Origin of the sequence: Enterococcus sp. ZJ1622 (genome assembly GCF_011038845.1) — a bacterium.
GTDB lineage: Bacteria > Bacillota > Bacilli > Lactobacillales > Enterococcaceae > Enterococcus_B.
In genome coordinates this window covers 1-23,074 of sequence record NZ_JAAKDW010000004.1, presented here as the reverse complement: position 1 = coordinate 23,074, position 23,074 = coordinate 1, and the positions used below count along the sequence as shown (strand labels likewise).

Annotated in this window: 18 protein-coding genes; 15 read left to right on the top strand and 3 right to left on the bottom strand. The window is 42.9% G+C overall.

The window, feature by feature from the left end; genetic code table 11:
* Nucleotides 1–117 precede the first annotated feature (117 nt).
* The gene (locus G7Y42_RS04700) at nucleotides 118–1,611 is read left to right on the top strand and encodes an NlpC/P60 family protein (RefSeq protein WP_165037831.1); all 1,494 of its coding nucleotides are present in this window, start codon (nucleotides 118–120) and stop codon (nucleotides 1,609–1,611) included.
* A gap of 68 nt (nucleotides 1,612–1,679) precedes the next feature.
* Here the strand turns inward: G7Y42_RS04700 and G7Y42_RS04695 are convergent, their stop codons facing one another.
* Nucleotides 1,680–3,479, bottom strand: coding sequence for a M3 family oligoendopeptidase (locus G7Y42_RS04695; RefSeq protein ID WP_165005239.1), 1,800 nt, complete (start codon nucleotides 3,477–3,479; stop codon nucleotides 1,680–1,682).
* A 118-nt stretch (nucleotides 3,480–3,597) separates the two neighbouring features.
* Between G7Y42_RS04695 and G7Y42_RS04690 the strand changes: the two genes are divergently transcribed.
* Both G7Y42_RS04690 and G7Y42_RS04685 read left to right on the top strand, forming a co-directional pair.
* Nucleotides 3,598–4,104: a VanZ family protein gene (locus G7Y42_RS04690; protein ID WP_165037829.1), complete on the top strand. Its 507-nt coding sequence runs from the start codon at nucleotides 3,598–3,600 to the stop codon at nucleotides 4,102–4,104.
* Between the two features lie 83 nt (nucleotides 4,105–4,187).
* Complete coding sequence (locus tag G7Y42_RS04685) at nucleotides 4,188–4,910, top strand: YebC/PmpR family DNA-binding transcriptional regulator (RefSeq protein ID WP_165005241.1); 723 nt, start codon at nucleotides 4,188–4,190, stop codon at nucleotides 4,908–4,910.
* A gap of 53 nt (nucleotides 4,911–4,963) precedes the next feature.
* On the opposite strand, the gene G7Y42_RS04680 is transcribed toward G7Y42_RS04685, so the two are convergent.
* Both G7Y42_RS04680 and G7Y42_RS04675 read right to left on the bottom strand, forming a co-directional pair.
* Nucleotides 4,964–6,364: a L,D-transpeptidase family protein gene (locus G7Y42_RS04680; protein ID WP_165005242.1), complete on the bottom strand. Its 1,401-nt coding sequence runs from the start codon at nucleotides 6,362–6,364 to the stop codon at nucleotides 4,964–4,966.
* Nucleotides 6,365–6,531: 167 nt separating this feature from the next.
* Complete coding sequence (locus tag G7Y42_RS04675; RefSeq protein ID WP_165005243.1) at nucleotides 6,532–7,506, bottom strand: L-lactate dehydrogenase; 975 nt, start codon at nucleotides 7,504–7,506, stop codon at nucleotides 6,532–6,534.
* A 348-nt stretch (nucleotides 7,507–7,854) separates the two neighbouring features.
* On the opposite strand from G7Y42_RS04675, the gene pth reads away from it, so the two are divergent.
* From pth to lysS, 12 genes are all read left to right on the top strand, one after another.
* Nucleotides 7,855–8,415 (top strand): aminoacyl-tRNA hydrolase, encoded by a 561-nt coding sequence (gene pth / locus G7Y42_RS04670; RefSeq protein ID WP_165005244.1) that lies wholly within the window; start codon nucleotides 7,855–7,857, stop codon nucleotides 8,413–8,415.
* Nucleotides 8,416–8,431: 16 nt separating this feature from the next.
* Complete coding sequence (mfd, locus tag G7Y42_RS04665; protein WP_165005245.1) at nucleotides 8,432–11,953, top strand: transcription-repair coupling factor; 3,522 nt, start codon at nucleotides 8,432–8,434, stop codon at nucleotides 11,951–11,953.
* A gap of 15 nt (nucleotides 11,954–11,968) precedes the next feature.
* Nucleotides 11,969–13,579, top strand: a complete 1,611-nt coding sequence (locus G7Y42_RS04660; RefSeq protein WP_165005246.1) for an oligosaccharide flippase family protein — start codon at nucleotides 11,969–11,971, stop codon at nucleotides 13,577–13,579.
* Between the two features lie 9 nt (nucleotides 13,580–13,588).
* A complete protein-coding gene (locus tag G7Y42_RS04655; RefSeq protein ID WP_165005247.1) occupies nucleotides 13,589–13,864 on the top strand; it encodes an RNA-binding S4 domain-containing protein in 276 nt (91 codons plus the stop codon).
* A gap of 62 nt (nucleotides 13,865–13,926) precedes the next feature.
* A complete protein-coding gene (locus G7Y42_RS04650; protein WP_165005248.1) occupies nucleotides 13,927–14,352 on the top strand; it encodes a septum formation initiator family protein in 426 nt (141 codons plus the stop codon).
* Between the two features lie 45 nt (nucleotides 14,353–14,397).
* Nucleotides 14,398–14,868, top strand: a complete 471-nt coding sequence (locus G7Y42_RS04645) for a S1 domain-containing RNA-binding protein (protein ID WP_165005249.1) — start codon at nucleotides 14,398–14,400, stop codon at nucleotides 14,866–14,868.
* 185 nt (nucleotides 14,869–15,053) lie between these two features.
* Complete coding sequence (tilS, locus tag G7Y42_RS04640; RefSeq protein WP_277424421.1) at nucleotides 15,054–16,502, top strand: tRNA lysidine(34) synthetase TilS; 1,449 nt, start codon at nucleotides 15,054–15,056, stop codon at nucleotides 16,500–16,502.
* Nucleotides 16,502–17,047 (top strand): hypoxanthine phosphoribosyltransferase, encoded by a 546-nt coding sequence (gene hpt, locus G7Y42_RS04635; protein ID WP_165005251.1) that lies wholly within the window; start codon nucleotides 16,502–16,504, stop codon nucleotides 17,045–17,047. Before tilS ends, hpt begins: the two co-directional genes overlap by 1 nt.
* A gap of 89 nt (nucleotides 17,048–17,136) precedes the next feature.
* Nucleotides 17,137–19,239: an ATP-dependent zinc metalloprotease FtsH gene (gene ftsH, locus G7Y42_RS04630; RefSeq protein WP_165005252.1), complete on the top strand. Its 2,103-nt coding sequence runs from the start codon at nucleotides 17,137–17,139 to the stop codon at nucleotides 19,237–19,239.
* A gap of 174 nt (nucleotides 19,240–19,413) precedes the next feature.
* Nucleotides 19,414–20,301, top strand: coding sequence for an Hsp33 family molecular chaperone HslO (gene hslO, locus G7Y42_RS04625; RefSeq protein ID WP_165005259.1), 888 nt, complete (start codon nucleotides 19,414–19,416; stop codon nucleotides 20,299–20,301).
* Nucleotides 20,302–21,300, top strand: a complete 999-nt coding sequence (dusB, locus tag G7Y42_RS04620; RefSeq protein ID WP_165005253.1) for a tRNA dihydrouridine synthase DusB — start codon at nucleotides 20,302–20,304, stop codon at nucleotides 21,298–21,300.
* A gap of 116 nt (nucleotides 21,301–21,416) precedes the next feature.
* Nucleotides 21,417–22,913, top strand: coding sequence for a lysine--tRNA ligase (lysS, locus tag G7Y42_RS04615; RefSeq protein ID WP_165005254.1), 1,497 nt, complete (start codon nucleotides 21,417–21,419; stop codon nucleotides 22,911–22,913).
* Nucleotides 22,914–23,074 lie beyond the last annotated feature (161 nt).

The window sequence follows — 23,074 nt, the reverse complement described above, 5'->3', positions numbered from 1 at the left end:
TTTGTAACATAACTATTATATCGCTGACATACTGCTATGGTACAATTTTGTTATCGTTAAGAAAGACTTAAATATGTTTAGATATTTATTAAATTAAGCCAGTCGGAGGAATGAAGAGTGAAAAAAAGTTTAATATCAGCAGTAATGGTGTGTTCAATGACCTTAACTGCCGTAGCATCACCGATCGCTGCCGCGGCGGACGATTTTGATTCACAGATACAACAACAGGATCAAAAAATTGCAGATTTGCAGAACCAACAAGCAGATGCGCAATCACAAATCGATGCGCTGGAAAGCCAAGTTTCTGAAATCAACACGAAAGCACAAGACTTACTATCAAAACAAGACACATTGCGTCAAGAGTCTGCTCAATTAGAAAAAGACATTGCAGATCTACAAGAACGTATTGAAAAACGCGAAGAAACAATCCAAAAACAAGCACGTGAAGCACAAGTGAGCAACACAAGCTCAAACTACATCGATGCAGTGATGGACGCTGATTCATTAGCTGATGCTGTTGGCCGTATCCAAGCGATGACGACAATGGTAAAAGCAAACAATGAATTGATGGAACAACAAAAACAAGATAAAAAAGCTGTTGAAGACAAAAAAGCTGAAAACGACGCTAAATTGAAAGAATTAGCTGCGAACCAAGCAACTTTGGAAGCTCAAAAAGGCGATCTTTTATCAAAACAAGCTGACTTGAATGTATTGAAAACTTCATTAGCTGCTGAACAAGCAACTGCTGAAGACAAGAAAGCTGACTTGAACCGCAAGAAAGCAGAAGCAGAAGCTGAACAAGCTCGTATCCGCGAACAAGAACGTTTAGCTGAACAAGCACGTCAACAAGCTGCACAAGAAAAAGCTGAAAAAGAAGCACGTGAACAAGCGCAAGCTGAAGCACAAGCACAAGCTGCTGCACAATCTTCAACTTCAGCAACCGAAGCATCATCAACTGTTCAATCTTCAACAACTGAAGCATCATCATCAGCTGCACAATCTTCATCTGCAACAGAAGATTCATCATCAGCTGCTCAGTCTTCAGCAACAGAAGAAACAACAGTGCCTGAATCTTCTACAGAAGATTCAACACCAACAGCACCAACTACAGAACAACCAAGCGTTGATCCTGGAAACGGAAATGGTACACAAGACAGCACACCTGCTCCAACACCAACTCCGACACCAACACCAACACCAACGCCTGCAACACCAACTGTGCCTGATCCAACACCAGCTCCAGCACCTTCTGGCAGCGTGAACGGCGCGGCAATCGTAGCGGAAGCTTACAAATATATCGGTACACCGTATGTTTGGGGCGGTAAAGATCCAAGTGGTTTCGATTGTTCTGGATTCACACGCTATGTTTACTTGCAAGTAACTGGCCGTGACATCGGTGGATACACAGTTCCTCAAGAAGCTGCCGGAACTAAAATCGCAGTTTCTCAAGCGAAAGCTGGAGACTTGCTATTCTGGGGCGCAGCTGGCGGAACTTATCACGTAGCGATTGCTTTGGGCGGCGGACAATATATCCACGCACCACAACCTGGCGAAAGCGTGAAAGTCGGATCAGTTCAATGGTTCGCACCTGACTTTGCTGTCAGCATGTAAGAATGACTATTCAAAAAGAGTTAGCCCGATTTGGACTAACTCTTTTTTTATTGTGATGGAATCGATGATCAAATGAATGTCTCTGTTAATTCCATGAACGTATCGATGTCTTCTAAGACCATGTCGATCCCGGCTTGCCAGAAGTCAGGCTGAGTCAAGTCTACTCCAAGATGTTTTTGTGCAAGTTCTTCCGTTGTCATCGAAGCAGTATCTCTTAACAAGTCGATATATTCCTGTTCGAAGCTTGAGCCTTGTTTATTCGCATAGGCATAGATCCCTAAGCTGAATAGGTAACCGAACGTGTACGGAAAATTGTAAAATGGGACATCATCTATGAAGAAATGGAGTTTCGCTGCCCAAAAATATGGATGATAGGTTGCTAAGGCATCTTGATAGCCTTCTTTTTGGGCTTCGAGCATCATGTTTGTAATCGTATCTTCTGCTACCAAACCTTCTTGACGTGCTTCATAGAAACGATTTTCAAAGATAAACCGAGAATGGATATTCATGAACATTGCCAAAGCGTTTTGCAGTTTCGTATCTAGAAGATTGATTTTCTCTTCTTTCGTTTGTGCAGCTTTGAGTGTTGCGTCAGCTACGATCAGCTCAGCAAAAGTGCTTGCAGTTTCTGCTACATTCATTGCATATTCCCGATTGAGAGCTGGCAGATCCCACATCGTGCTGCTATGGAACGCATGACCAAGTTCATGGGCTAAGGTAGCCACTTCATTGACCGAATTACTATAAGTCATGAATATACGGGATTCTTTTGTCTCTGGAAGCTCCGTACAATATCCTCCTGGACGTTTTCCAGGACGATCTTCTGCTTCGATCCAGCTCTTTTCAAAGGCAGATTGAGCGAATGAAGCCATTTTCGGACTGAATTTTTTAAAGTTTTCGATAATAAATGCGGCAGCTTCATCAAAAGTGAAGGTTTTTTCCTTCAAATCACCTAAAATGATTGGTGCATCCTGGTCTTGCCATTCCATTTTCTCTTTACCGAAAAGATTGGCTTTACGCGTCAAGTAATCCACTAAAGGCTGCTTGTTTTTTTGGACGGTTTCCCACATGACGGCTAAGGTTTCTTTCTTCAAGCGATTGTATTCCAAAGGCTTTTGCAAAAAATCATCGATTCCGTGCAATTTATAAGCAGAAAGACGGAAGCCGTCCAAATGGTTCAACGTATCGGTCAGCAGAGGGGCTTTTTCCTGCCAGGCTTTTTCCCAAGCATCGAATAGATTTTTACGTACTTGAGGATCAGGATCACCCATCATCTTGTTGAATGCTTGTCCAGCTGATAATTCGATCATTTTCCCATCTTCTTCAAAAGGGATCGTGATACTTGCGACGATCGTATCGTAGTGGCTGCTCCAAGCATTAAGCCCATCAAGAGAAAGCGTGTTGATGATGTTTTCTTCTGCTTCTGATAATAACTGTGAGCCATCACGACGGATCTCGTTCAACCGAAAAGCGATCTTTTGCAAAGAATCATTTGCTGTGAGTGCTTTCCAGTCATCGTCAGATATTTCTGCAAATTTATTCGACAAAACTGTTTCAGCTGCTTGCAATTTAGGTAATAACGCATACAGTCTGCCAGAAAGGATCTTTGCTTGAGCATCTGATACATTCGCAGAAAGTAAAGCAGTGATATAGCTATCACACTGCGTGAATCCATCAGTGATCGTTTCTTGAAGCTGCAAGATAGCTGTTAGCTGTTCTTGATGTCCAGCGGAATATTCCCATTGACTGACAAGTTGATAGTACTCATTCATCTGATGTCCTAGTTGTTCCATACGTTCGTTTAAAGCCGTGGAGTGGCTGCCTCCTGGAAAAATCGAATCTAAATCCCAAACTAATGAATAGCTCATAAAAAAACTCCTTCCATATGATCGTACAATTTTAAGTATATCATTTTATCAATGAAGAAGTCTTGAAACGATTGTTGTTTTTCGAAAAAAAGGCTAAGATAGAAAACAGAGGTGACCTATGAATTCATTCAAAAATCAAAGACAAAACGGTAATTTTTATTTAGTGATCGCATTTGTGATCATCGCTGTTTTATTTTACAGCTCATCACAAACCTATGGACAGCAGTCTCAGGTATCTCGAATAACGCAGTGGCTGCCTAATCAGCCGTTTAAAGAAATGCTGGGGGATATCCGCTTTATGTATGGCGGCAGCGAAGTGAGCATCAACCATCTAGGTTACGCTAATTTCATTGAGTTTTTCATTCGAAAAGCAGCGCATTTCGGTACGTACTTCATTCTGGGCGGAAGCCTGTTTTTAGGTGTATTTCCGAAAATGAAAATCTGGTGGCTGACTAGTATCCTTGCCTGGCTTGCTGCAACGGGGTATGCTGGATTAGATGAATTTCATCAGATGATGACAGGTGGTCGTTCACCGATGTTCCAAGATGTGATGCTAGACTCCATGGGTGCATTGACAGCAGTTGTCTTATGTGTGCTTTTCGCTGCTTTCAAAAAACGATTGTGACTGAAAAAGTCTGATTGTACTAGAATTGCTTTTTTCAGTAGAAGGTCTAAAATAGTAGTGTGGAATATAAGGGAGGAATCAACATGTCAGGACATAGTAAATGGCACAACATCCAGGGAAGAAAAAACGCACAGGATGCAAAACGTGGAAAAATCTTTCAAAAGCTTTCTAGAGAAATCTATATGGCAGCAAAAGCGGGTGGGCCTGATCCGGCGATGAATCCCGCATTGCGTTTAGTAGTAGATAAAGCAAAATCAGCGAACATGCCCAATGACAATGTCGACCGGGCGATCAAAAAAGCAACAAGTGCCGCAGATGAGACCAATTATGACGAGATCACTTATGAAGGTTATGGACCAGGTGGGGTCGCGATTTTAGTCCATGCATTGACAGATAATCGAAATCGTACGGCAACGAATGTACGTGTCGCATTTACTCGAAATGGTGGATCATTAGGAGAAACCGGATCAGTCAGTTACATGTTTGACCGAAAAGGATATCTCGTGATCGAACGTTTTGGCTTGGCTGTGGATGAAGAGACGATGTTTGAAGATGTACTGGAAGCTGGAGCAGAAGATTTGGAGACCTCTCCAGAAGTATTTGAAATCTACACCGCACCAGAAGATTTCGTGGCTGTTCGTGATCGATTGGAAAAAGAATTCACCTTAGCTCAAGCAGAGCTGACTATGATTCCCCGAACAACGATCGTACTGGAAGAAGATCAGCAGGAACAATTAGAACGACTAGTTGAACGACTAGAAGACGATGATGATGTATCAGAGGTCTTCACTTCAGCAGAAATGTAACAGAATGAAAAAAAACAACCATCTGCAAATTGCTTGCAGGTGGTTGTTTTTGATTAAAAGACCAGTACAGGAGTTCCTTTTTCGACCATTCCGAATAATTCTTTCATCACACTTGGTGGGGTATTGATACATCCGTGTGAGCCTCGGGTCTTCCATAAGTCGCCGCCATATGCTGGCTGCCAATCTGAATCGTGGATCCCCACGCCTGTCCAGTCGATCGGCATCCAGTAATTCACTGGGCTTTCATAAGGCGTTCCGTCGTCATTTGTTCCTCTCAAAACGGAATCTTCATCTTTGTCCCAAACGTAGAAAACGCCTGCTGGAGTAGGAGTAGTTGGTTTACCGGAAACGATATCTGTTTCTAAAGCAACTTGTCCATCCTTGTAGTACCACATATGCTGGTTTTCAAGATCAACTTCGATATACGTGTTTTCGATCAGTGGATGATCTGCGGTCGTACCGCCTTGCACAATCGGTGAACGAGTGAAGTCTTTGCCAGCTAAGATCGCTTTTTCCAGTGCCTCTGTTTCAGCGTCAGTTTGGATCGTCCAACTGTAGGTACCAACTGGGACGGTTACTTCTCCGCGTTTTGTACTTTTAAATTTCGTGTCATTTGTACTTGTGTTGTATTTTGCCCCTAAATCTGTTACATACTGTTTGACCTTGTCATTGTCTAGATCGACTTTGCCGTCAGTATACGTTAGCCAGCTAGAGATATCAGTAGATGGGATTTGGAACGTATTGCCATTGATGCTATAAGTTGCTTTCACATTCGCGATTGCATTCATCGAATCCAATTGTGTCTTCAGATTTTTATCTTCAGAAGTAACTTTCGGTTTTGTTTTGAAGTTGGTCAATTCTAGTTTGCTGCTTCCGGAGTTGACGGTGTTTTTCAATTCTTTGATTGCAGCATCCACATCGATCGTGTCGCCATTGACCTCTGGCTTGATGGTGAAAGCATTGCCGGATTTCTCGATCGTTGCATCCGAAGTCGGCGTTTTTTCTTTATTCAGTTCTGTTAATTCGTCTGACAGTTTCTCGATAGTAGCATCCAAGGTTCCATGGTCTGTACTAAGAGGGTCGATCTCTTGTTTCTCAGCAGCTGACACGTAATTCATGCCCCAGCTCCAGGCATTCTGATCTTTCAGAACGCTTGAGAGATCCTCCGAGAAATCTTTTTTGTAGCCAAGCTCAGATTTCGCTACTTCTTGCCAGACTTTGCCGTTATCTTCAATAGAAAGCGTCTTGTTCGAATAAGCATCTTTCAATTTTTCGTTTGCTTGCTCGATCGTCAGGTTACTGACATTCACTGTGTTTATCTCAGTGTTTGGCAGGAAGTGTTTTGTGTAATATGTACTGCGATAGGTATAAAAACCGACGAGAACCAAAATCACACCAAGGGCAGCGAGTATGCCAATGTGCGTCGATTTTTTTCGGTGGGAAGCTCTTGTCATAGCGACAACTCCTTAAGAAATAGATTAGGGTGTAACGCAATCATCATAGCACAATTTATTCGAAAAGACGAAGGTTAAATGCTCTTTATGAAAAAATTTAGAAACCAATAAAAAAACTCGAGAAAAGACACAAGGTCTTTTCCCGAGCATTACATATTCAGATAAGCTTATTCAGCATCTAATTTAGCAAAAGCTTCATCCAAAATTTCTTTCAATTGTTTAGCAGAAGCAGCCATACGGTCTTGTTCGCTATCACTTAAAGGAATTTCGATGACTTTTTGGATACCTTGACGGTTGATGACAGCTGGTGCACCAATGTAGATATCGTTCAAGCCGTATTCGCCATTCATGAAGACAGATAATGGTAAAACAGCATTTTCGTCATCAAGGATTGCACGAGTGATACGAGCTAATGCTACGGCGATACCATAGAAAGTAGCACCTTTTTTCTCGATGATTGTGTAGGCAGCGTCACGTACTCCGAAGAACAAGTTGACCATAGCTTCTTCATCGATATCAGGGTTGTTTTTCACCCATTCATAAATTTGCAGACCGGCAACATTTGCATGTGACCAAACTGGGAATTCTGAGTCTCCGTGTTCACCTAAGATATACGCATGGACGTTACGTGCGTCTACATCAACTAATTCAGCAAGTGCTTGACGGAAACGAGCAGAGTCAAGTGAAGTACCTGAACCGATAACGCGTTCTTTAGGGAATCCTGAGAATTTCCATGTTGAGTAAGTCAAAATGTCTACTGGGTTAGCAGCGACTAAGAAAATACCGTTGAAACCTGATTCAACGATTTGAGTTACTACGTCGCGGTTGATTTTCAAGTTTTTATTTACTAGATCCAAACGTGTTTCACCTGGTTTTTGAGGAGCACCAGCTGTGATAACAACAAGGTCAGCGTCATGAGCGTCTGCGTAAGTAGCAGAGTAGATTTTTTTAGGAGAAGTGAATGCCAACGCATGTGACAAGTCGATTGCGTCTCCTTCAGTTTTAGCAGTGTTTATATCTACAATACCCACTTCTTGAGCAATGTTTTGAGTAACTAATGCAAAAGCATAACTAGAACCTACGGCGCCATCTCCGACAAGAATAACTTTTTGATGATCTTTTTTTTCTGCAGATGCAGTCATTGATATCAATCCTTCCATTGATTTGTTTTTTCCCATGCTTATGCTAACATTTCTCAAGCCTCATGTCACCCTATTTGGCTAGGAAATGTAACAGTTTTTGAAGGTGTTCTATATGTAAAAGCTTACATGTGCGTTATTTCACTATTCTTAAAAACAAGCGTTCCATTAAACTTTGAAGAAAATTTTAATTTCTTTATCATTTATTAACGAATCTCTTTTAGCCGAAATACCTCATTATGTGTTATACTACTATTGAAAGTACAAAAAAGAAAAATGAGCCATGGACTGGACCGCTGACTAGCAGTCCAGCCTTTTGTGTTGCTTTTTAGAATTAGGTGGTATTTAAACATGAAAATGATCGTCGGGTTGGGAAACCCAGGAACGAAATATCAGAAAACAAAACATAATATCGGTTTTATGGTCGTAGATCGTCTTGCGCAGGACCATCAAGCTGTATTCAAAAAAAATCCTTTTGAGGCAGAAGTAGCCGAGTTCTTTCAAGGAGGAGAGAAGATCCTGCTAGTCAAACCTCAGACATTCATGAATGAATCAGGACGTGCAGTAGGTCCTTTGATGACTTATTTTGGCATCTATCCAGAAGAGCTGCTGGTGATCTATGATGATCTCGATCTTGCAGTCGGGAAAATCCGTTTGCGCCAAAAAGGCAGTGCAGGTGGACACAATGGGATCAAAAGTATCATCTCTCATTTGGATACCAACGTATTTGACCGGATAAAAGTAGGGATCGGAAGACCTGAAGGGAAACAAACGGTCGTTCAGCATGTGTTGAGTCCTTTCAGCAAGGCAAACCAGCCGCTGATAGAAGCAGCGATCGACCAATCAGCAAAAGCTGCTGAATTTATGATCGAAGGGCATTCATTCGTAGACGCGATGAATGAATTCAATTGAGAAAGGGGGAAGAAACTTGGATATTATCCAATTAGTCGGAAAAGATGTGCAAGTAAAAGAATGGATCAGCAAGTTAGAAGAAAAAACGCCTAGGCAATTAGTGACAGGATTGGCTGGTTCAGCAAAAACTCTTTTATTTGCACGGGCTTTTCAAAAATTGAACAAAAATTTGATCATTCTCATGCCGAATCTGTATTATGCGAACCAATTAGCAGATGATCTTCAACATGTGATTCCGCAAGATCAGATTCATTTGTTTCCAGTAGATGAAGTGATTTCGGCTGAAATGGCTTTTTCTTCTCCAGAAGCGAGAGCGGAACGAGTTGCTACTTTGAATGCATTGCAGGGAAAAAAGAAGGGGATCTATCTATTGCCGGTCGCAGCCCTTCACAAACGTCTGCCTGAACAGAAAACCTGGAAGGATGCCCAGCTTCACTGGCAGATAGGTGACGAAATCGATGTCGAAAACCTGCCTCGTCAATTGACATTGATGGGATACACTCGTGAGGAGATGGTTGCAAAACCTGGTGAATTCAGTATACGCGGCAGTATTGTCGATATCTATCCTTTGACGATGGAGTATCCTGTGCGTGTAGAATTGTTTGACGTAGAGATCGATTCGATGCGCTATTTCGAAGCGGAAACACAACGTTCCATCGATAAAACGGAAGAAATCTGGGTATCCCCCACAAGCGAACAGGTCTATTCAGCAGATGATTTGGCTCACGGGATGGCGGAATTAGAAAAATTACTGGAAAAAAGATCAGCCACTGCCGCAAATGAATCAGACCGTCAATTTTTACAAGAATACTTCGGTCAGCTAATGTCGAATTGGCAAGCGGGCATTCCGACAGACGAAGCGAAATTTTATACTGATCTTTTATACCCGGAACTAGTAACGATCTTGGATTACTTTCCTTCAAACAGCCTGCTGGTCGTAGACGATTATCAGCGAATCATGGAAACGAATCGGGAGATCGAACGCGAAGCAGCAGAGTGGCAAACACAAAAAATCAGTGAGATGCGCGTGTTTTCAGAGCAGACCTTTACCGCAGATGTCCATAAGCTTGTCCAAAAGGAACAGTTTACAACGACTTTCTTTGCCTTGTTCCAAAAAGGGATGGGCAATCTACGCTTTCAAGCGATCCATCATTTCCAATACCGAACGATGCAGCAGTTTTTCGGTCAGATGCCATTATTGAAAACAGAAATGGACCGTTGGCGTAAGCAAAAGCAAACAGTAGTCATTTTTATCCCAACCAAAGAACGTATCCGAAAAGCAGAAGAAATGCTCCGGGATGAAGACATATTAGTAGTAGAAACAGAAAAAGACAAACTGATCAGAGGGCAAGTCCAGCTGGTCGAAGGTGCCCTGCAAACTGGGTTCGAACTGCCGCAAGAAAAACTGGTGACGATTACTGAAAAGGAAATTTTCCAAAAAACCACCAAGAAACATACGCGCCGGCAAACAGTGACGAACGCAGAACGGCTGAAGAGCTACAATGAATTGAAAGCTGGCGATTATGTCGTCCACGCAAACCACGGGATCGGGAAATACATCGGGATGGAAACGCTGGAAGTCGACGGTGTCCATCAGGATTACATGACGATCCTGTATCAGAATGATGATAAACTGTTTATTCCAGTCACTCAGCTGAATCTGATCCAGAAATACGTTGCCTCTGAATCCAAAGCGCCACGTATCAATAAGCTTGGAGGAAGCGAGTGGACGAAGACCAAACGGAAAGTCACTTCGAAAATCGAAGACATTGCAGATGATCTTATCAAATTATATGCTGCTCGTGAATCTGAAAAAGGGTACGCATTCGGACCCGATGATGCTTATCAAAAGGAATTTGAAAATGCCTTCCCTTATTCTGAAACAGACGATCAGTTGCGTAGTGCGGCTGAGATCAAACGGGACATGGAAAAAGAAAAACCAATGGATCGCTTGCTGGTCGGTGATGTGGGATACGGGAAAACCGAAGTGGCACTCAGAGCAGCTTTCAAAGCGATCAAAGAAAGCAAGCAAGTCGCTTTCCTTGTGCCAACGACGATTCTTGCACAGCAGCATTATGAAACGATGCTTGAACGTTTCGAAGGGTTCCCAGTCAATGTCGGATTGTTAAGCCGTTTCCGTACGAGAAAGCAGCAAAAAGAAACGATCGAACAATTGCGTACAGGACAAATAGATATTGTCGTGGGGACTCACCGGATCTTATCTAAAGATATTGAATTCAGTGATTTAGGATTATTAATCATTGACGAAGAGCAGCGGTTTGGTGTAAAACATAAAGAACGATTGAAACAGCTTCGAGCACAAGTCGATGTTCTGACGCTGACAGCCACGCCAATTCCTCGAACACTCCATATGTCGATGCTAGGGGTAAGAGACTTGTCTGTGATCGAGACACCTCCGGCAAATCGATACCCGATCCAGACTTATGTCATGGAAAAAAATCCCGGAGCAATCCGAGAGGCGATCCATCGTGAAATGGGACGAGGCGGTCAAGTCTTCTATCTGTACAATCGTGTAGAGACGATCGAACAAAAAGTAGAAGAGATCCAGGAACTCGTACCAGAAGCCCGCATCGGTTTTGCGCACGGACAAATGACCGAAGCGCAGTTGGAGAATACACTTTTTGATTTTATCGAAGGACAGTATGATGTCTTAATCACGACAACGATCATCGAAACAGGGGTAGATATCCCGAATGTGAATACATTGTTTGTTGAAAATGCAGACTATATGGGTCTTTCGACACTTTACCAGCTTCGAGGACGCGTAGGAAGAAGCAACCGTGTAGCTTACGCCTACTTTATGTATGAACAGCAGAAGATCCTGAATGAAGTCAGCGAAAAGCGTCTGCAAGCGATCAAAGACTTTACCGAGCTGGGATCAGGATTCAAGATCGCCATGCGCGATCTTTCCATCCGTGGCGCAGGCAATCTTTTAGGTGCACAGCAGCATGGATTTATTGATGCGGTCGGTTTTGACATGTATTCACAGATGCTGAGCGAAGCAGTAGCACGCAAACAAGGCAAGAACAATCAAGTGGAAAAAACAACAGTAGAGATCGATCTAGGTGTCGATGCGTATCTGCCAGAACAGTACGTCTCTGATCAGCGTCAAAAAATCGAGATTTACAAACGGATCAGAGAACTCGATTCGCAAGAAATGCTGGATGAACTAGAAGATGATCTCCTAGACCGTTTTGGTGAATATCCGAAAGAAGTCGCTCATTTGCTGACAATCGGTCAGATCAAGATGGATGGGGATCGAGCATTGCTGGAAACGATCCGAAAACAGCAGCAGACGGTGATTTTCACACTAAGCAAAGTCGGAACGAAACGATATACCGTAGAACAATTATTCGAAGCATTGACAGCGACAAAATTGAAAGCGGGGCTAGGTGTCGAAAAAGAACAGATGGTGATCCGTTTGACGATTCCGCAATCACTCGATGAAGCAGCTTGGCTTTTAGAGATCCAGCAGTTTGTCAAAGCCTTGCGTGAACAAAAATACCTGACAGCATAGGAAGGAGCGACCCCTTTGGACCACAAAGAGATGCGGCGAGTGATGCAAGGTGCGTTTGTACTGACGCTTGCTTCTTTCGTTGCAAAAGTGCTAAGTGCACTCTATCGTATACCGCTCCAGAATTTAGTCGGCGACGAAGGCTTTTATGTGTATCAGCAAGTCTACCCGATTTACGGGATCGCCATGACACTTGCTCTATCAGGACTTCCGCAATTCATCTCGAAATACGTAGCGGAAAGAAAAGACCCGTTGAAGCGAAAAGAAGCACTGCAAAATCTGTATCCACTTGTTTTTTGGACAGGCGTGCTGCTTTGGCTGTTTACTTTTTTGTTCAGCAAGCTGATCGCACAGCTGATGGGGGACGGACAACTGCGCCCCTTGATCCAAGTGGTGTCGTTCACGTTTTTACTGATGCCGGGACTTTCTTTTTATCGCGGGAATTTTCAAGGGAGATTTCTGATGGAACCAACAGCTGTTTCACAAGTGGTGGAGCAGTTTGTGCGGGTGGCGATCATCGTTTTCAGTGCGATTGCTTTTAAGCAGTTAGGTTGGACCGTTTATGAAACCGGAACAGCTGCCATGAGCGGTGCAGTTTTTGGTGGAGCGTGTGCGTATGGGGTTTTACATTATTATGAGGGGAAAATCCACGGAGGTGCCTTGAGCTTTCGCCGATTCCCGATTTTCAGACTGCCTACGCAGCATTTGATTCGTCGTTTTCTAGTAGAAGGTGGCTTGGTCTCTATCTATAGCGGATTGCTGATTTTTTTTCAGCTGATCGATTCTTTTTTTGTCAAAAATGCCTTGCAGATCCATGGGCTGACAGAATTCAATTCGAAAATCGCCAAGGGAGTCTATGACCGTGGACAGCCTTTGGTGCAGCTGGGCCTGGTGATTGCTACGGCATTGAGTGCAACATTTTTGCCTGCTTTGACACGCTATCTGGCACAAAGGGAACATGATCAGTTTCTCAAAACGGCAAAGATCTATCTTCGGCTGACGACTGCTTTGGCGTTGGCGGCTTCTGTTGGTCTAGCTGTCTTGCTTCCTTACATCAATTATGCGTTGTTCAAAGATTATGCAGGAAATGCTGCGCTAGTGTTATTTGTATTTTCTATTGCTTTGACCGCTGTGATCCAAGCTTATCAAAGCATTGCGCAAAGCAGGAATTCCTTCCGTCCTTCGTTGAAAGGAGCTGGCTGGGGATTGCTGGCAAAAGGCTTGACCACTTCCTTTCTGACAGGAAGTCTAGGTACAGTAGGCGCTAGCCTATCCACCTTGCTAGGATTATCCGTGACGTTATGGTACTTTGTCCACACTGGACCGGAAGCGTTGAATAGCTTTTGGAAAGAACGGCAATTTGGAAAGAAGCTGGTGCAGTGTTTAGGCTGGATGATTGCTGCATTGTTTATGTACTATGGTGTGCAGAGTCTTATCTTTGGGCCTGTCGCCCATCGATCAACAGCATTTTTTGCAAGTCTCGCAGGTGTAGGATTAGGAGCGACTGTTTTCATCTATGCCGTCATTCGAACAAAACTGTTTACTCTTCGAGAGTGGCTGATGCTGCCATTTGGTAAAAAAATATTACGTTTAAATAAAAACCAAAACAAAAATAAAAGCGAAAAGTGAGGAATCATGATGCGTTTAGACAAATTTCTTAAAATCTCCCGAATCATCAAACGACGATCCGTAGCCAAAGAAGTGGCGGATAAAGGAAGAATCCAAATCAATGGAAAACTAGCCAAATCTTCAAGCGACGTCAAGGTAGGCGACATACTAAAGATCCAATTCGGGAACAAAACAATGGAAGTGAAAATCAGCGAATTACATGAGTCGACGAAAAAAGAGGACGCGTTGAAAATGTATGAGATCATTTCCGAAAATCGTACCTCAAACACGAGCGAAATAGATTAGACAAGCATTCAGGATGTTGGTATAATAAAAAAGACAATCAAAAAAGATTGGAGCGAAGATGGATGACGAAAAAAAGCAATAAAATCGCTGCGCTGGATACGGAATATGCCAAAAGGAAATATGCGGAATTTCAACAGCAACAACGTCAACTGATTTTTCGAAGACGTAGACTGGCTGTGATCTTTTTAGGTGCTTTGGTCATTTTCGCGATCATAGGTATACAAATTTTCCATGACATGCAACGAATGAATCAATTGAACGAATTGAGAGTCGAAGCAAATACGGAAATGAAAGAGGTCAAAGCAGACGTCAGTCAGCTGAATGAAGACGTCACTCTGCTGAAAGACGACGATTATGTTGCAAAGCTTGCCAGAAGCAAATTCTTTTATTCCAAAGAAGGCGAAAAAGTCTATCCTGTATTTGAATCGAATACTGGCAGCTCAGCGGATGAATCCGACCGATCAACGAGTTCTACAACTGCAAACTAAGCAGTATTATAAAAAAAGGGAATAATTAGGAGGAACATTTTTTTTATGTCAATCGAGGTAGGCGCAAAACTGCAAGGAAAAGTATCAGGAATCACAAATTTTGGTGCATTTATTGATCTTGGATCCGGGAAAACTGGTCTCGTTCATATCAGTGAAGTATCGAACGGGTATGTAAAAGATATTCATGATGTTTTGAGTGTGGGAGATGAAGTCACAGTCAAAGTCATTTCTGTCAATGATGATGGAAAAATCGGCTTGTCCATTCGCAAAGCGCAAGAACAGCCAGCAGAAACTGGTGAAGAACACCGTCCAAAAAAATTTCAGCAAAAGGATCCTCGAGATAATCGCAGCCGTTCAACGCAGAAAAAGCCTTTTTCTCGCAGTCAAACGACTAACAACAAAGAAGACTTCGATTCATTGATGAGTTCATTTTTGAAAGATAGTGATGATCGGTTAACTTCCTTGAAACGCAATACAGAAGGAAAACGTGGCGGACGTGGCGGACGTCGCAGCTAAGACAGGAAATAAGAGAGAACTGGTTCTGGTTGTCCTATGTCATAAATGAAGGAAAGCTAAGCCTAGGATGTTTACTTTCTTTTTAATATAAGAAAACTAGCACTAGAAAATTCATAGAGGGCAGGTCGATTGTCGTTTTAGACGTTTGACTGCTCTCTTTTTCTTACGGAGAAAGGATGGAGAAAATGGCTATGGGAGAAGATGGGAACAAAGCAGCCGCTTTACAGCAGTCATTTATTCGACTGAATGAGATAAGTGGTGCTTGGACAAAGGATTCTAAGATTTTAGTCGCCGTATCTGGTGGTGTTGATTCGATGGTTCTGCTTCACCTATTGCTGATCGCAAAGCAGCAAGCAGGTTTCTCATTGAGCGTCGTCCATGTCGATCATCAGCTGAGAGAAGCGTCCGCACAAGAAGCAGCTTATGTAAAACGATATTGCCGAGAAAAGGATCTGACGTTGCATCCAGTCATCTGGGAAAAACCTGCAGATCATGGGATAGAGACAGCTGCACGCCAGTTTCGTTATGACACATTCGCACAGCTGATGGAAGAGCATCACTATGATACGCTGATGACTGCCCATCATGGAGACGATCAAATCGAAACGATCCTGATGAAGATTCTGCGCGGAGGACAATTACGAACATTTTCTGGCATCAAAAGCAGTCAAAAGTTTTCTGTTGGGAAACTCGTTCGACCTTTGTTAGGATTCAGTAAGGCACAACTTTATGCGTATGCAAAAGCTAAACAGCTTGTCTACTTTGAAGACCCTACGAATCAGGAGCTGGATGTGCAGCGGAATCGTTTGCGCCATCTGGTCGTTCCTCAGCTGAAAAAGGAAAACAGCCAAGCAATTGCGCATTTCCAGGATTTTTCCAATCAAATCCAGCAAGCGGATTTATTTATCCAAAAACAAGTGAGACAGCTGATTGAAAAAAATGTGGTGGAATCCCCAGAAAGATTCGAATTACCGACAACACTGATTCGCTCTCTAGCATCCTATGAGCGTTACTTCTTTTTTCAAGGTCTGTTCGATTGGGCATTTCCGCAAACAGAGATTGTCATCAAAGAACAGCAGCTTAAATTGATCCTGACACAATTAGATCATCCTAAAGGGCAGTGGCAGATCGATATTGGAAACGACTGGGTACTGAGACAAGTGTATGAACAGGTTGTTCTTGAAAAGAAGAATCTGAAAGAACGTAGTGACGAGGAATCAGAGAAGTTTTTGCTAGTGCCGAATCAAAAGGTTTATGTCAGCGAGACAGAATGGATTGGCTTGTTCTCGCCGGAGCTAGCAGAAAAAGAAGCACAAACGATTCATACATGGTCGGAATTTTCGCATGACCTTTGGCTTGCGCCTGACCAGCAGCTTTTTGCCGATAAGCGGAAACCTGGTGACCGCATCCAATTAACTGAAAAGCTGTCAAAAAAAATCTCCAGATATTTCATCGATCGTAAAATACCTGATTCACAAAGAAAACAGGCTTGGGTCGTCACCGATGAAGAAAGAAATATCTACAGTCTGCTTCCTTTTGCCTATTCTCATTTGAGTATTAGTGCAGAAACTGATAAAATACACTACATACTTCTTTACAAATATCAAAAAGAAGCAATTGGAAGGAGAAACTGATGTTAGAAAAGGATATTGAAAGAGTCTTGATTTCAAAAGAAGAGATACAAATTCGTTGTGAAGAATTAGGCAAAGAGTTAACAGCGATTTATAAAGACACGAATCCGTTAGTGGTAGGTGTCTTAAAAGGGGCTGTTCCATTCATGGCAGATATCGTGCGTTCGATTGATACGTACTTGGAATTGGATTTCATGGATGTATCAAGTTATGGAAATGCGACGGTTTCCTCAGGAGAAGTAAAGATTGTCAAAGACTTGGATACAAATGTCGAAGGTCGTGATCTGCTGATCGTAGAAGACATTATTGACAGTGGACGTACGCTCGCTTATCTGGTCGATCTTTTCAAATATCGCAAAGCAAACTCAGTGAAAATCGTGACATTGCTTGATAAGCCAGAAGGAAGAGTCGTCAATATCGAAGCAGACTATGTCGGATTCAATGTACCGAACGAATTTGTCGTAGGATATGGTTTGGATTATGCAGAAGCTTATCGTAATCTGCCATACATCGGTGTATTGAAACCAAGTGTTTATCAATCAAATTAGTGCTGTATCTTCCATAAATTATGGTACAATAGAATGGTCAGGATTGATAAAAGACTGCTAAATTAAATTGACGCTTAGGGAGGGCAACTATGAACAAAAAGAACAATGGCATGATGAAAAATGCCTTGTATTATGTCCTCGTAATCTTAGCGATGGTTATGGTCGTTTACTTTATTTTTGGTAACAATGGCCAGCGATCGTCAGATATCGAGTACTCAAAATTCACAGAACAACTACAAGCAGGCAAGATCAAAGAGTTTGAAGTACAGCCTGCAAATGGTGTATATAAGATCACTGGTGAATACAAAGAGCAGCAAAAAGTCGCTAACAGCGGCGGATTAGCTATCTTAGGTTCAACAGATACGACTACTACCCATTTTACAACGATTATTTTGCCAAATGATACGACACTCAGCCAAGTGACAGATCTGGCAAAAGAAAATAATGTCGCTACAACAGTGAAAGAAGAATCAAGTAGCGGTGTCTGGGTATCCTTACTGCTTAGCTTCTTGCCGATCGTTATCATCATTTTCTTCTTCTATATGATGATGGGACAACAAGGCGGCGGCGGTGGCGGCGGTGGCCGTGTGATGAACTTCGGGAAATCGAAAGCGAAAGAAGCAGATAAAAAAGCCAATCGCGTACGTTTCTCAGATGTAGCAGGCGCGGAAGAAGAAAAACAAGAACTTGTCGAAGTTGTTGAGTTTCTGAAAGATCCTCGCCGATTCGTCGAACTAGGCGCGCGTATCCCAGCTGGTGTCCTTCTAGAAGGACCTCCGGGAACTGGTAAAACATTGTTAGCGAAAGCTGTAGCCGGAGAAGCCGGCGTACCGTTCTACTCTATCTCAGGTTCTGATTTCGTTGAGATGTTTGTCGGTGTCGGTGCAAGCCGTGTGCGTGATTTATTTGAAACAGCGAAGAAAAACGCCCCTGCCATCATCTTTATCGATGAAATTGATGCGGTCGGACGCCAACGTGGTGCCGGCATGGGCGGCGGACATGATGAACGAGAACAAACATTGAACCAATTGCTTGTTGAGATGGATGGGTTTGACGGAAATGAAGGAGTTATCGTCATTGCCGCAACGAACCGATCCGATGTATTGGACCCTGCGTTGTTGCGTCCAGGACGTTTTGACCGTCAGATCTTAGTCGGTCGTCCAGACGTAAAAGGTCGTGAAGCAATCCTTCGTGTCCATGCACGGAACAAGCCAATGGCAGACGATGTCGATTTGAAAGTCGTTGCACAACAAACACCAGGCTTTGCCGGTGCTGATTTAGAAAATGTCTTGAATGAAGCGGCGCTTGTAGCTGCTCGTCGGAACAAAAAGAAAATCGATGCTTCAGATATTGATGAAGCAGAAGATCGCGTGATCGCAGGACCTGCGAAGAAAGACCGCGTAATTAGCAAAAAAGAACGCGAAATGGTTGCGTACCATGAAGCTGGGCATACGATCGTCGGACTTGTTTTGAGCCGTGCACGTGTTGTCCACAAAGTAACGATCATCCCTCGCGGCCGCGCTGGCGGATATATGATCGCTTTGCCAAAAGAAGATCAGTTCTTGATGACAAAAGAAGATATGTTTGAACAAATCGTTGGATTGCTCGGCGGACGTACAGCAGAAGAAATCATCTTCAATGTACAATCTACAGGGGCTTCAAATGACTTTGAACAAGCAACTGCTTTAGCACGAAGCATGGTAACAGAGTATGGGATGAGCGATCGCTTAGGTCCAGTTCAATACGAAGGAAACCATCAAGTATTCGTTGGTCGAGATTACGGTCAAACGAAAGCTTATTCTGAACAAGTCGCATTCGAGATCGATCAGGAAGTTCGCAAGATTCTGATGGAAGCACATGTCAAAGCACGTGAAATCATCGAAGCACACCGTGAACAGCATAAACTGATCGCTGAAAAACTTTTAGAATTCGAAACACTAGATGCAAAAGCAATCAAATCCCTGTTCGAAAAAGGTGTAATGCCTGAAGGTTCAGAATCTGCCGATTATCCAAGCGAAAAAGAAGCGAAAACTTTCGAAGAAGCAAAACGTGCTTTGGAAGAAAAAGACGCGGAAAAACAAGCGGAAGAAAAAAAGGATTTTGAAGAAGCAAAACATGAATTGAACGAAGAGGAAAAAGAAGAACATCAGTCAGATGGTCATTCCTCCAAGAACGATTCGAATGAACGCTAGAACGAGAAACTAGAAAGAACTGCGGATTTGTCCGCAGTTCTTTTTTTGATAGTGCAGTTCTTAATCCCGGTTCGTTGATTTATTTTTAAGTTAAGCATTCAAAAGTTGAAAAAAATGAAAGTTGCTAGTATGATTCACTATGAGTTTAAAAACGGAAAAAGGGGTACATAAATGATGGAAGATTATTTGATCAAAGCACTTGCTCATGACGGATTTGTCCGAGCATATGCTGTTCGAGCAACAAATACTGTAGCGGAGGCGCAAGAGCGTCATGATACATGGCACACCTCTTCTGCGGCTTTAGGACGTACATTAGTTGGTAGTCTTTTGCTTGGTGCGACATTGAAAGGTGAAGATAAATTGACTGTACGGATCCAGGGGGACGGCCCGGCAAATGGTATCGTAGTGGATGCGAACGGCAAGGGAGAAGTAAAAGGATATATCAAGAATCCTCATTTGAGTCTTCCATTGAACGCTGAAGGAAAAATCGACGTACGCGGGGCGGTAGGTACACAAGGGATGTTTACTGTAACAAAAGACCTTGGGCTGAAAGAACCTTTTTCTGGACAAACACCGATCGTTTCAGGCGAAATTGCAGAGGATTTCACTTATTATCTCGCTATATCTGAACAAATACCATCAGCAGTCGGATTAAGTGTTCTCGTCAACACTGATGACAGCATCAAAACCGCAGGCGGGTTCATGATCCAGATCATGCCTGGTGCAGATGACGAGACGATCAGTAAAATCGAAGAGCAATTAAAAACCACGCCAAGGATCTCCACTTTATTGGATGAAGGTCAGACACCTGAAGAAATCTTGGAGGGATTGCTAGGAACAGATGAACTGAATATTTTAGAAAAAATGCCTGTCCAATTCAAATGTGACTGCTCAAAAGAAAAATTCGCTGAAGCGATCATCGCGTTAGGCGCAGAAGAAATCCAGGCAATGATCGAAGAAGATCATGGCGCAGAAGCAGTCTGCTCTTTCTGTAATAACAAATATGAATATACAGAACAAGAGTTGACAGAATTGAAAGCAGAAGCATTAGGAGGAAACTAATTGGATCACACATGGAAAATCGGGAATGTTGATATCCCGAATCGTGTAGTCGTTGCGCCAATGGCAGGAATCACAAATGCTGCTTTTCGCGTCACGGTGAAAGAGTTTGGTGCAGGCCTAGTCGTTTGCGAAATGATCAGTGACCAGGGGATCCATTTCAGGAACAAAAAAACGCTTGAGATGCTCCACATCGAAGAAACAGAACACCCATTGAGTCTGCAGATATTTGGCGGAAATAAGGATACGTTGGTAGAAGCCGCTCAATTCGTACAGGAAAATACGACAGCAGACATCATCGACATCAATATGGGGTGTCCAGTGAATAAAATAATCAAAGCTGAAGCGGGAGCAAAATGGCTGCTGGATCCGGACAAAGTATATGAGATGGTTCATGCCGTTTCTTCTGCTGTAGATATCCCTGTGACAGTGAAAATGCGTATCGGCTGGGATGAGCAGCACGTCTTTGCTGTGCAGAACGCGCTGGCAGCAGAAGCGGCAGGAGCTAGTGCTATCGCGATGCATGGACGGACACGTGTACAAATGTATGAAGGAAAAGCAGATTGGGAAGTATTGAAAGAAGTCAAGAAGCATCTGACAGTCCCATTCATGGGAAATGGGGATGTAAAAACACCTGAAGATGCCAAGCGAATGCTCGAGTACGTAGGAGCAGACGCAGTGATGATCGGTCGAGCAGCTTTGGGAAATCCGTGGATGATTCACCGCACGCAGCAATACTTGGAGACAGGCGAACTGATTCCAGAACCGACACCCAGAGAAAAAATCGAAACAGCCAAGGTACATTTAGAACGTCTAGTAGATTTGAAAGGTGAAATCATCGCTTGTCGTGAATTCAGAACGCATGCTTCTTATTATTTGAAGGGGATTTCGCGTGCAGCTAAAGTGAAAGCAGCAATCAATCATACGGAAAACCAGCAAGAAATCAACGATCTCTTAGATCAGTTTTTAGAAAAAACAGAGAAATCTCCTGTGAAACAATAAAGGTGATTTTTAAGTTTTTCATGAATTTTCAAGCCGAAACTTCAAGTTCGGCTTGCTTTTTTTGTGTTTCATTGGCATTATAGGAAAGAGATTAACATGAGAATGGAGGAACTTTTGTGACACAGGAACAACAACATCAAGTAGAAGATTTAAATGATCAAATGCTTGTTCGTCGTCAAAAAATGGAGCAATTAAGAGAAAATGGGATTGATCCATTCGGCAAGCGTTTTGACCGTACACACAATTCAGCAGAGCTGCATGAACTTTTTGATCCAAGAACAAAAGAAGAATTAGCGGAAATGGGATTGACTGCTAGCGTAGCAGGACGTATGATGACTCGCCGCGGTAAAGGAAAAGCAGGCTTTGCGCATCTTCAAGATCGTGAAGGGCAAATCCAAATCTATGTACGTAAAGATCAAGTAGGCGATGAAGCTTATGATGTGTTCAAACACGCAGACTTAGGAGACTTTTTCGGTGTAACAGGGCAAATCATGAAAACAGACACGGGTGAAGTATCGATCAAAGCCTCAGAAATCACTATATTGTCAAAAGCGTTACGCCCACTGCCTGATAAATATCATGGTTTGACAAACGTGGAGCAACGCTACAGACAACGCTATTTGGATTTGATCAGCAATCGTGAAAGTTTTGACCGATTCATGAAACGCAGTCAAATCATCAGTGAGATTCGCCGCTATTTAGATGGGAACGGCTATATCGAAGTTGAAACACCAGTGCTGCATAATGAAGCAGGGGGTGCAGCAGCCCGTCCATTCATCACGCATCATAATGCATTGGACATGGATCTTTACTTACGTATCGCCTTGGAATTGCACTTGAAACGTTTGATCGTCGGCGGTATGGAAAAAGTATATGAAATCGGCCGAGTATTCCGTAATGAAGGGATCGACACAACGCACAATCCAGAATTTACGATGTTAGAAGCATACACAGCTTATACAGATTTCCAAGATGTGATGAATTTAACAGAAGGCATCATCCGTAACGCAGCAGAAAAAGTGCTGGGAACAGCCAAGATTACTTATGATGGTCAAGCTGTAGATTTGGAGAGTGACTTCAAACGCGTTCATATGGTAGATGCAATCAAAGAACAAACTGGTGTTGATTTTTGGAAAGAGATGACATTGGATGAAGCTTTAGCGCTTGCTAAAGAACATAATGTAGAAGTAACGGATGCAATGGGTGTAGGGCACGTAATCAATGAATTCTTTGAAACATTTGTCGAAGAAACTCTGGTACAGCCAACCTTTATCTATGGACATCCAGTAGAAGTGTCACCGCTAGCGAAGAAAAATCCTGAAGATCCAAGATTCACCGATCGCTTTGAATTGTTTATCGTCGGTAGAGAATTCGCGAACGCCTTCACCGAATTGAATGATCCAATCGATCAAAGAGAACGTTTTGAAGCTCAAGAAAAAGAACGGGAACTAGGAAACGATGAAGCACATGGTGTGGATGAAGATTTCCTTGAAGCGTTAGAATACGGTATGCCGCCAACTGGGGGACTTGGTATCGGAATCGACCGCTTAGTCATGCTTTTAACGGATGCACAGTCCATTCGTGACGTATTATTATTCCCTACAATGCGCTAATCGAAAAGCTGCCTGAGAAAACTCGGGCAGCTTTTTTTATTATTGTCTTTAGACCTAGTTGAGCTCGCAAAGCGAGTGAAACATAAAACCACCTGCTATGCGGGTGGGGAATAAAGGGTTCTACCAAAAAGCCCTTCAAATCGTTAAAATATGATTGTTCA

What these genes read in the sequence shown, in the direction of transcription:
- G7Y42_RS04695 (WP_165005239.1), bottom strand. Translation starts at nt 3,479, where the DNA reads ATGAGCTATTCATTAGTTTGGGATTTAGATTCGATTTTTCCAGGAGGC.
- G7Y42_RS04690 (WP_165037829.1), top strand. Translation starts at nt 3,598, where the DNA reads ATGAATTCATTCAAAAATCAAAGACAAAACGGTAATTTTTATTTAGTG.
- G7Y42_RS04685 (WP_165005241.1), top strand. Translation starts at nt 4,188, where the DNA reads ATGTCAGGACATAGTAAATGGCACAACATCCAGGGAAGAAAAAACGCA.
- G7Y42_RS04680 (WP_165005242.1), bottom strand. Translation starts at nt 6,364, where the DNA reads ATGACAAGAGCTTCCCACCGAAAAAAATCGACGCACATTGGCATACTC.
- G7Y42_RS04675 (WP_165005243.1), bottom strand. Translation starts at nt 7,506, where the DNA reads ATGACTGCATCTGCAGAAAAAAAAGATCATCAAAAAGTTATTCTTGTC.
- pth (WP_165005244.1), top strand. Translation starts at nt 7,855, where the DNA reads ATGAAAATGATCGTCGGGTTGGGAAACCCAGGAACGAAATATCAGAAA.
- G7Y42_RS04655 (WP_165005247.1), top strand. Translation starts at nt 13,589, where the DNA reads ATGCGTTTAGACAAATTTCTTAAAATCTCCCGAATCATCAAACGACGA.
- G7Y42_RS04650 (WP_165005248.1), top strand. Translation starts at nt 13,927, where the DNA reads ATGACGAAAAAAAGCAATAAAATCGCTGCGCTGGATACGGAATATGCC.
- G7Y42_RS04645 (WP_165005249.1), top strand. Translation starts at nt 14,398, where the DNA reads ATGTCAATCGAGGTAGGCGCAAAACTGCAAGGAAAAGTATCAGGAATC.
- tilS (WP_277424421.1), top strand. Translation starts at nt 15,054, where the DNA reads ATGGCTATGGGAGAAGATGGGAACAAAGCAGCCGCTTTACAGCAGTCA.
- hpt (WP_165005251.1), top strand. Translation starts at nt 16,502, where the DNA reads ATGTTAGAAAAGGATATTGAAAGAGTCTTGATTTCAAAAGAAGAGATA.
- ftsH (WP_165005252.1), top strand. Translation starts at nt 17,137, where the DNA reads ATGAACAAAAAGAACAATGGCATGATGAAAAATGCCTTGTATTATGTC.
- hslO (WP_165005259.1), top strand. Translation starts at nt 19,414, where the DNA reads ATGGAAGATTATTTGATCAAAGCACTTGCTCATGACGGATTTGTCCGA.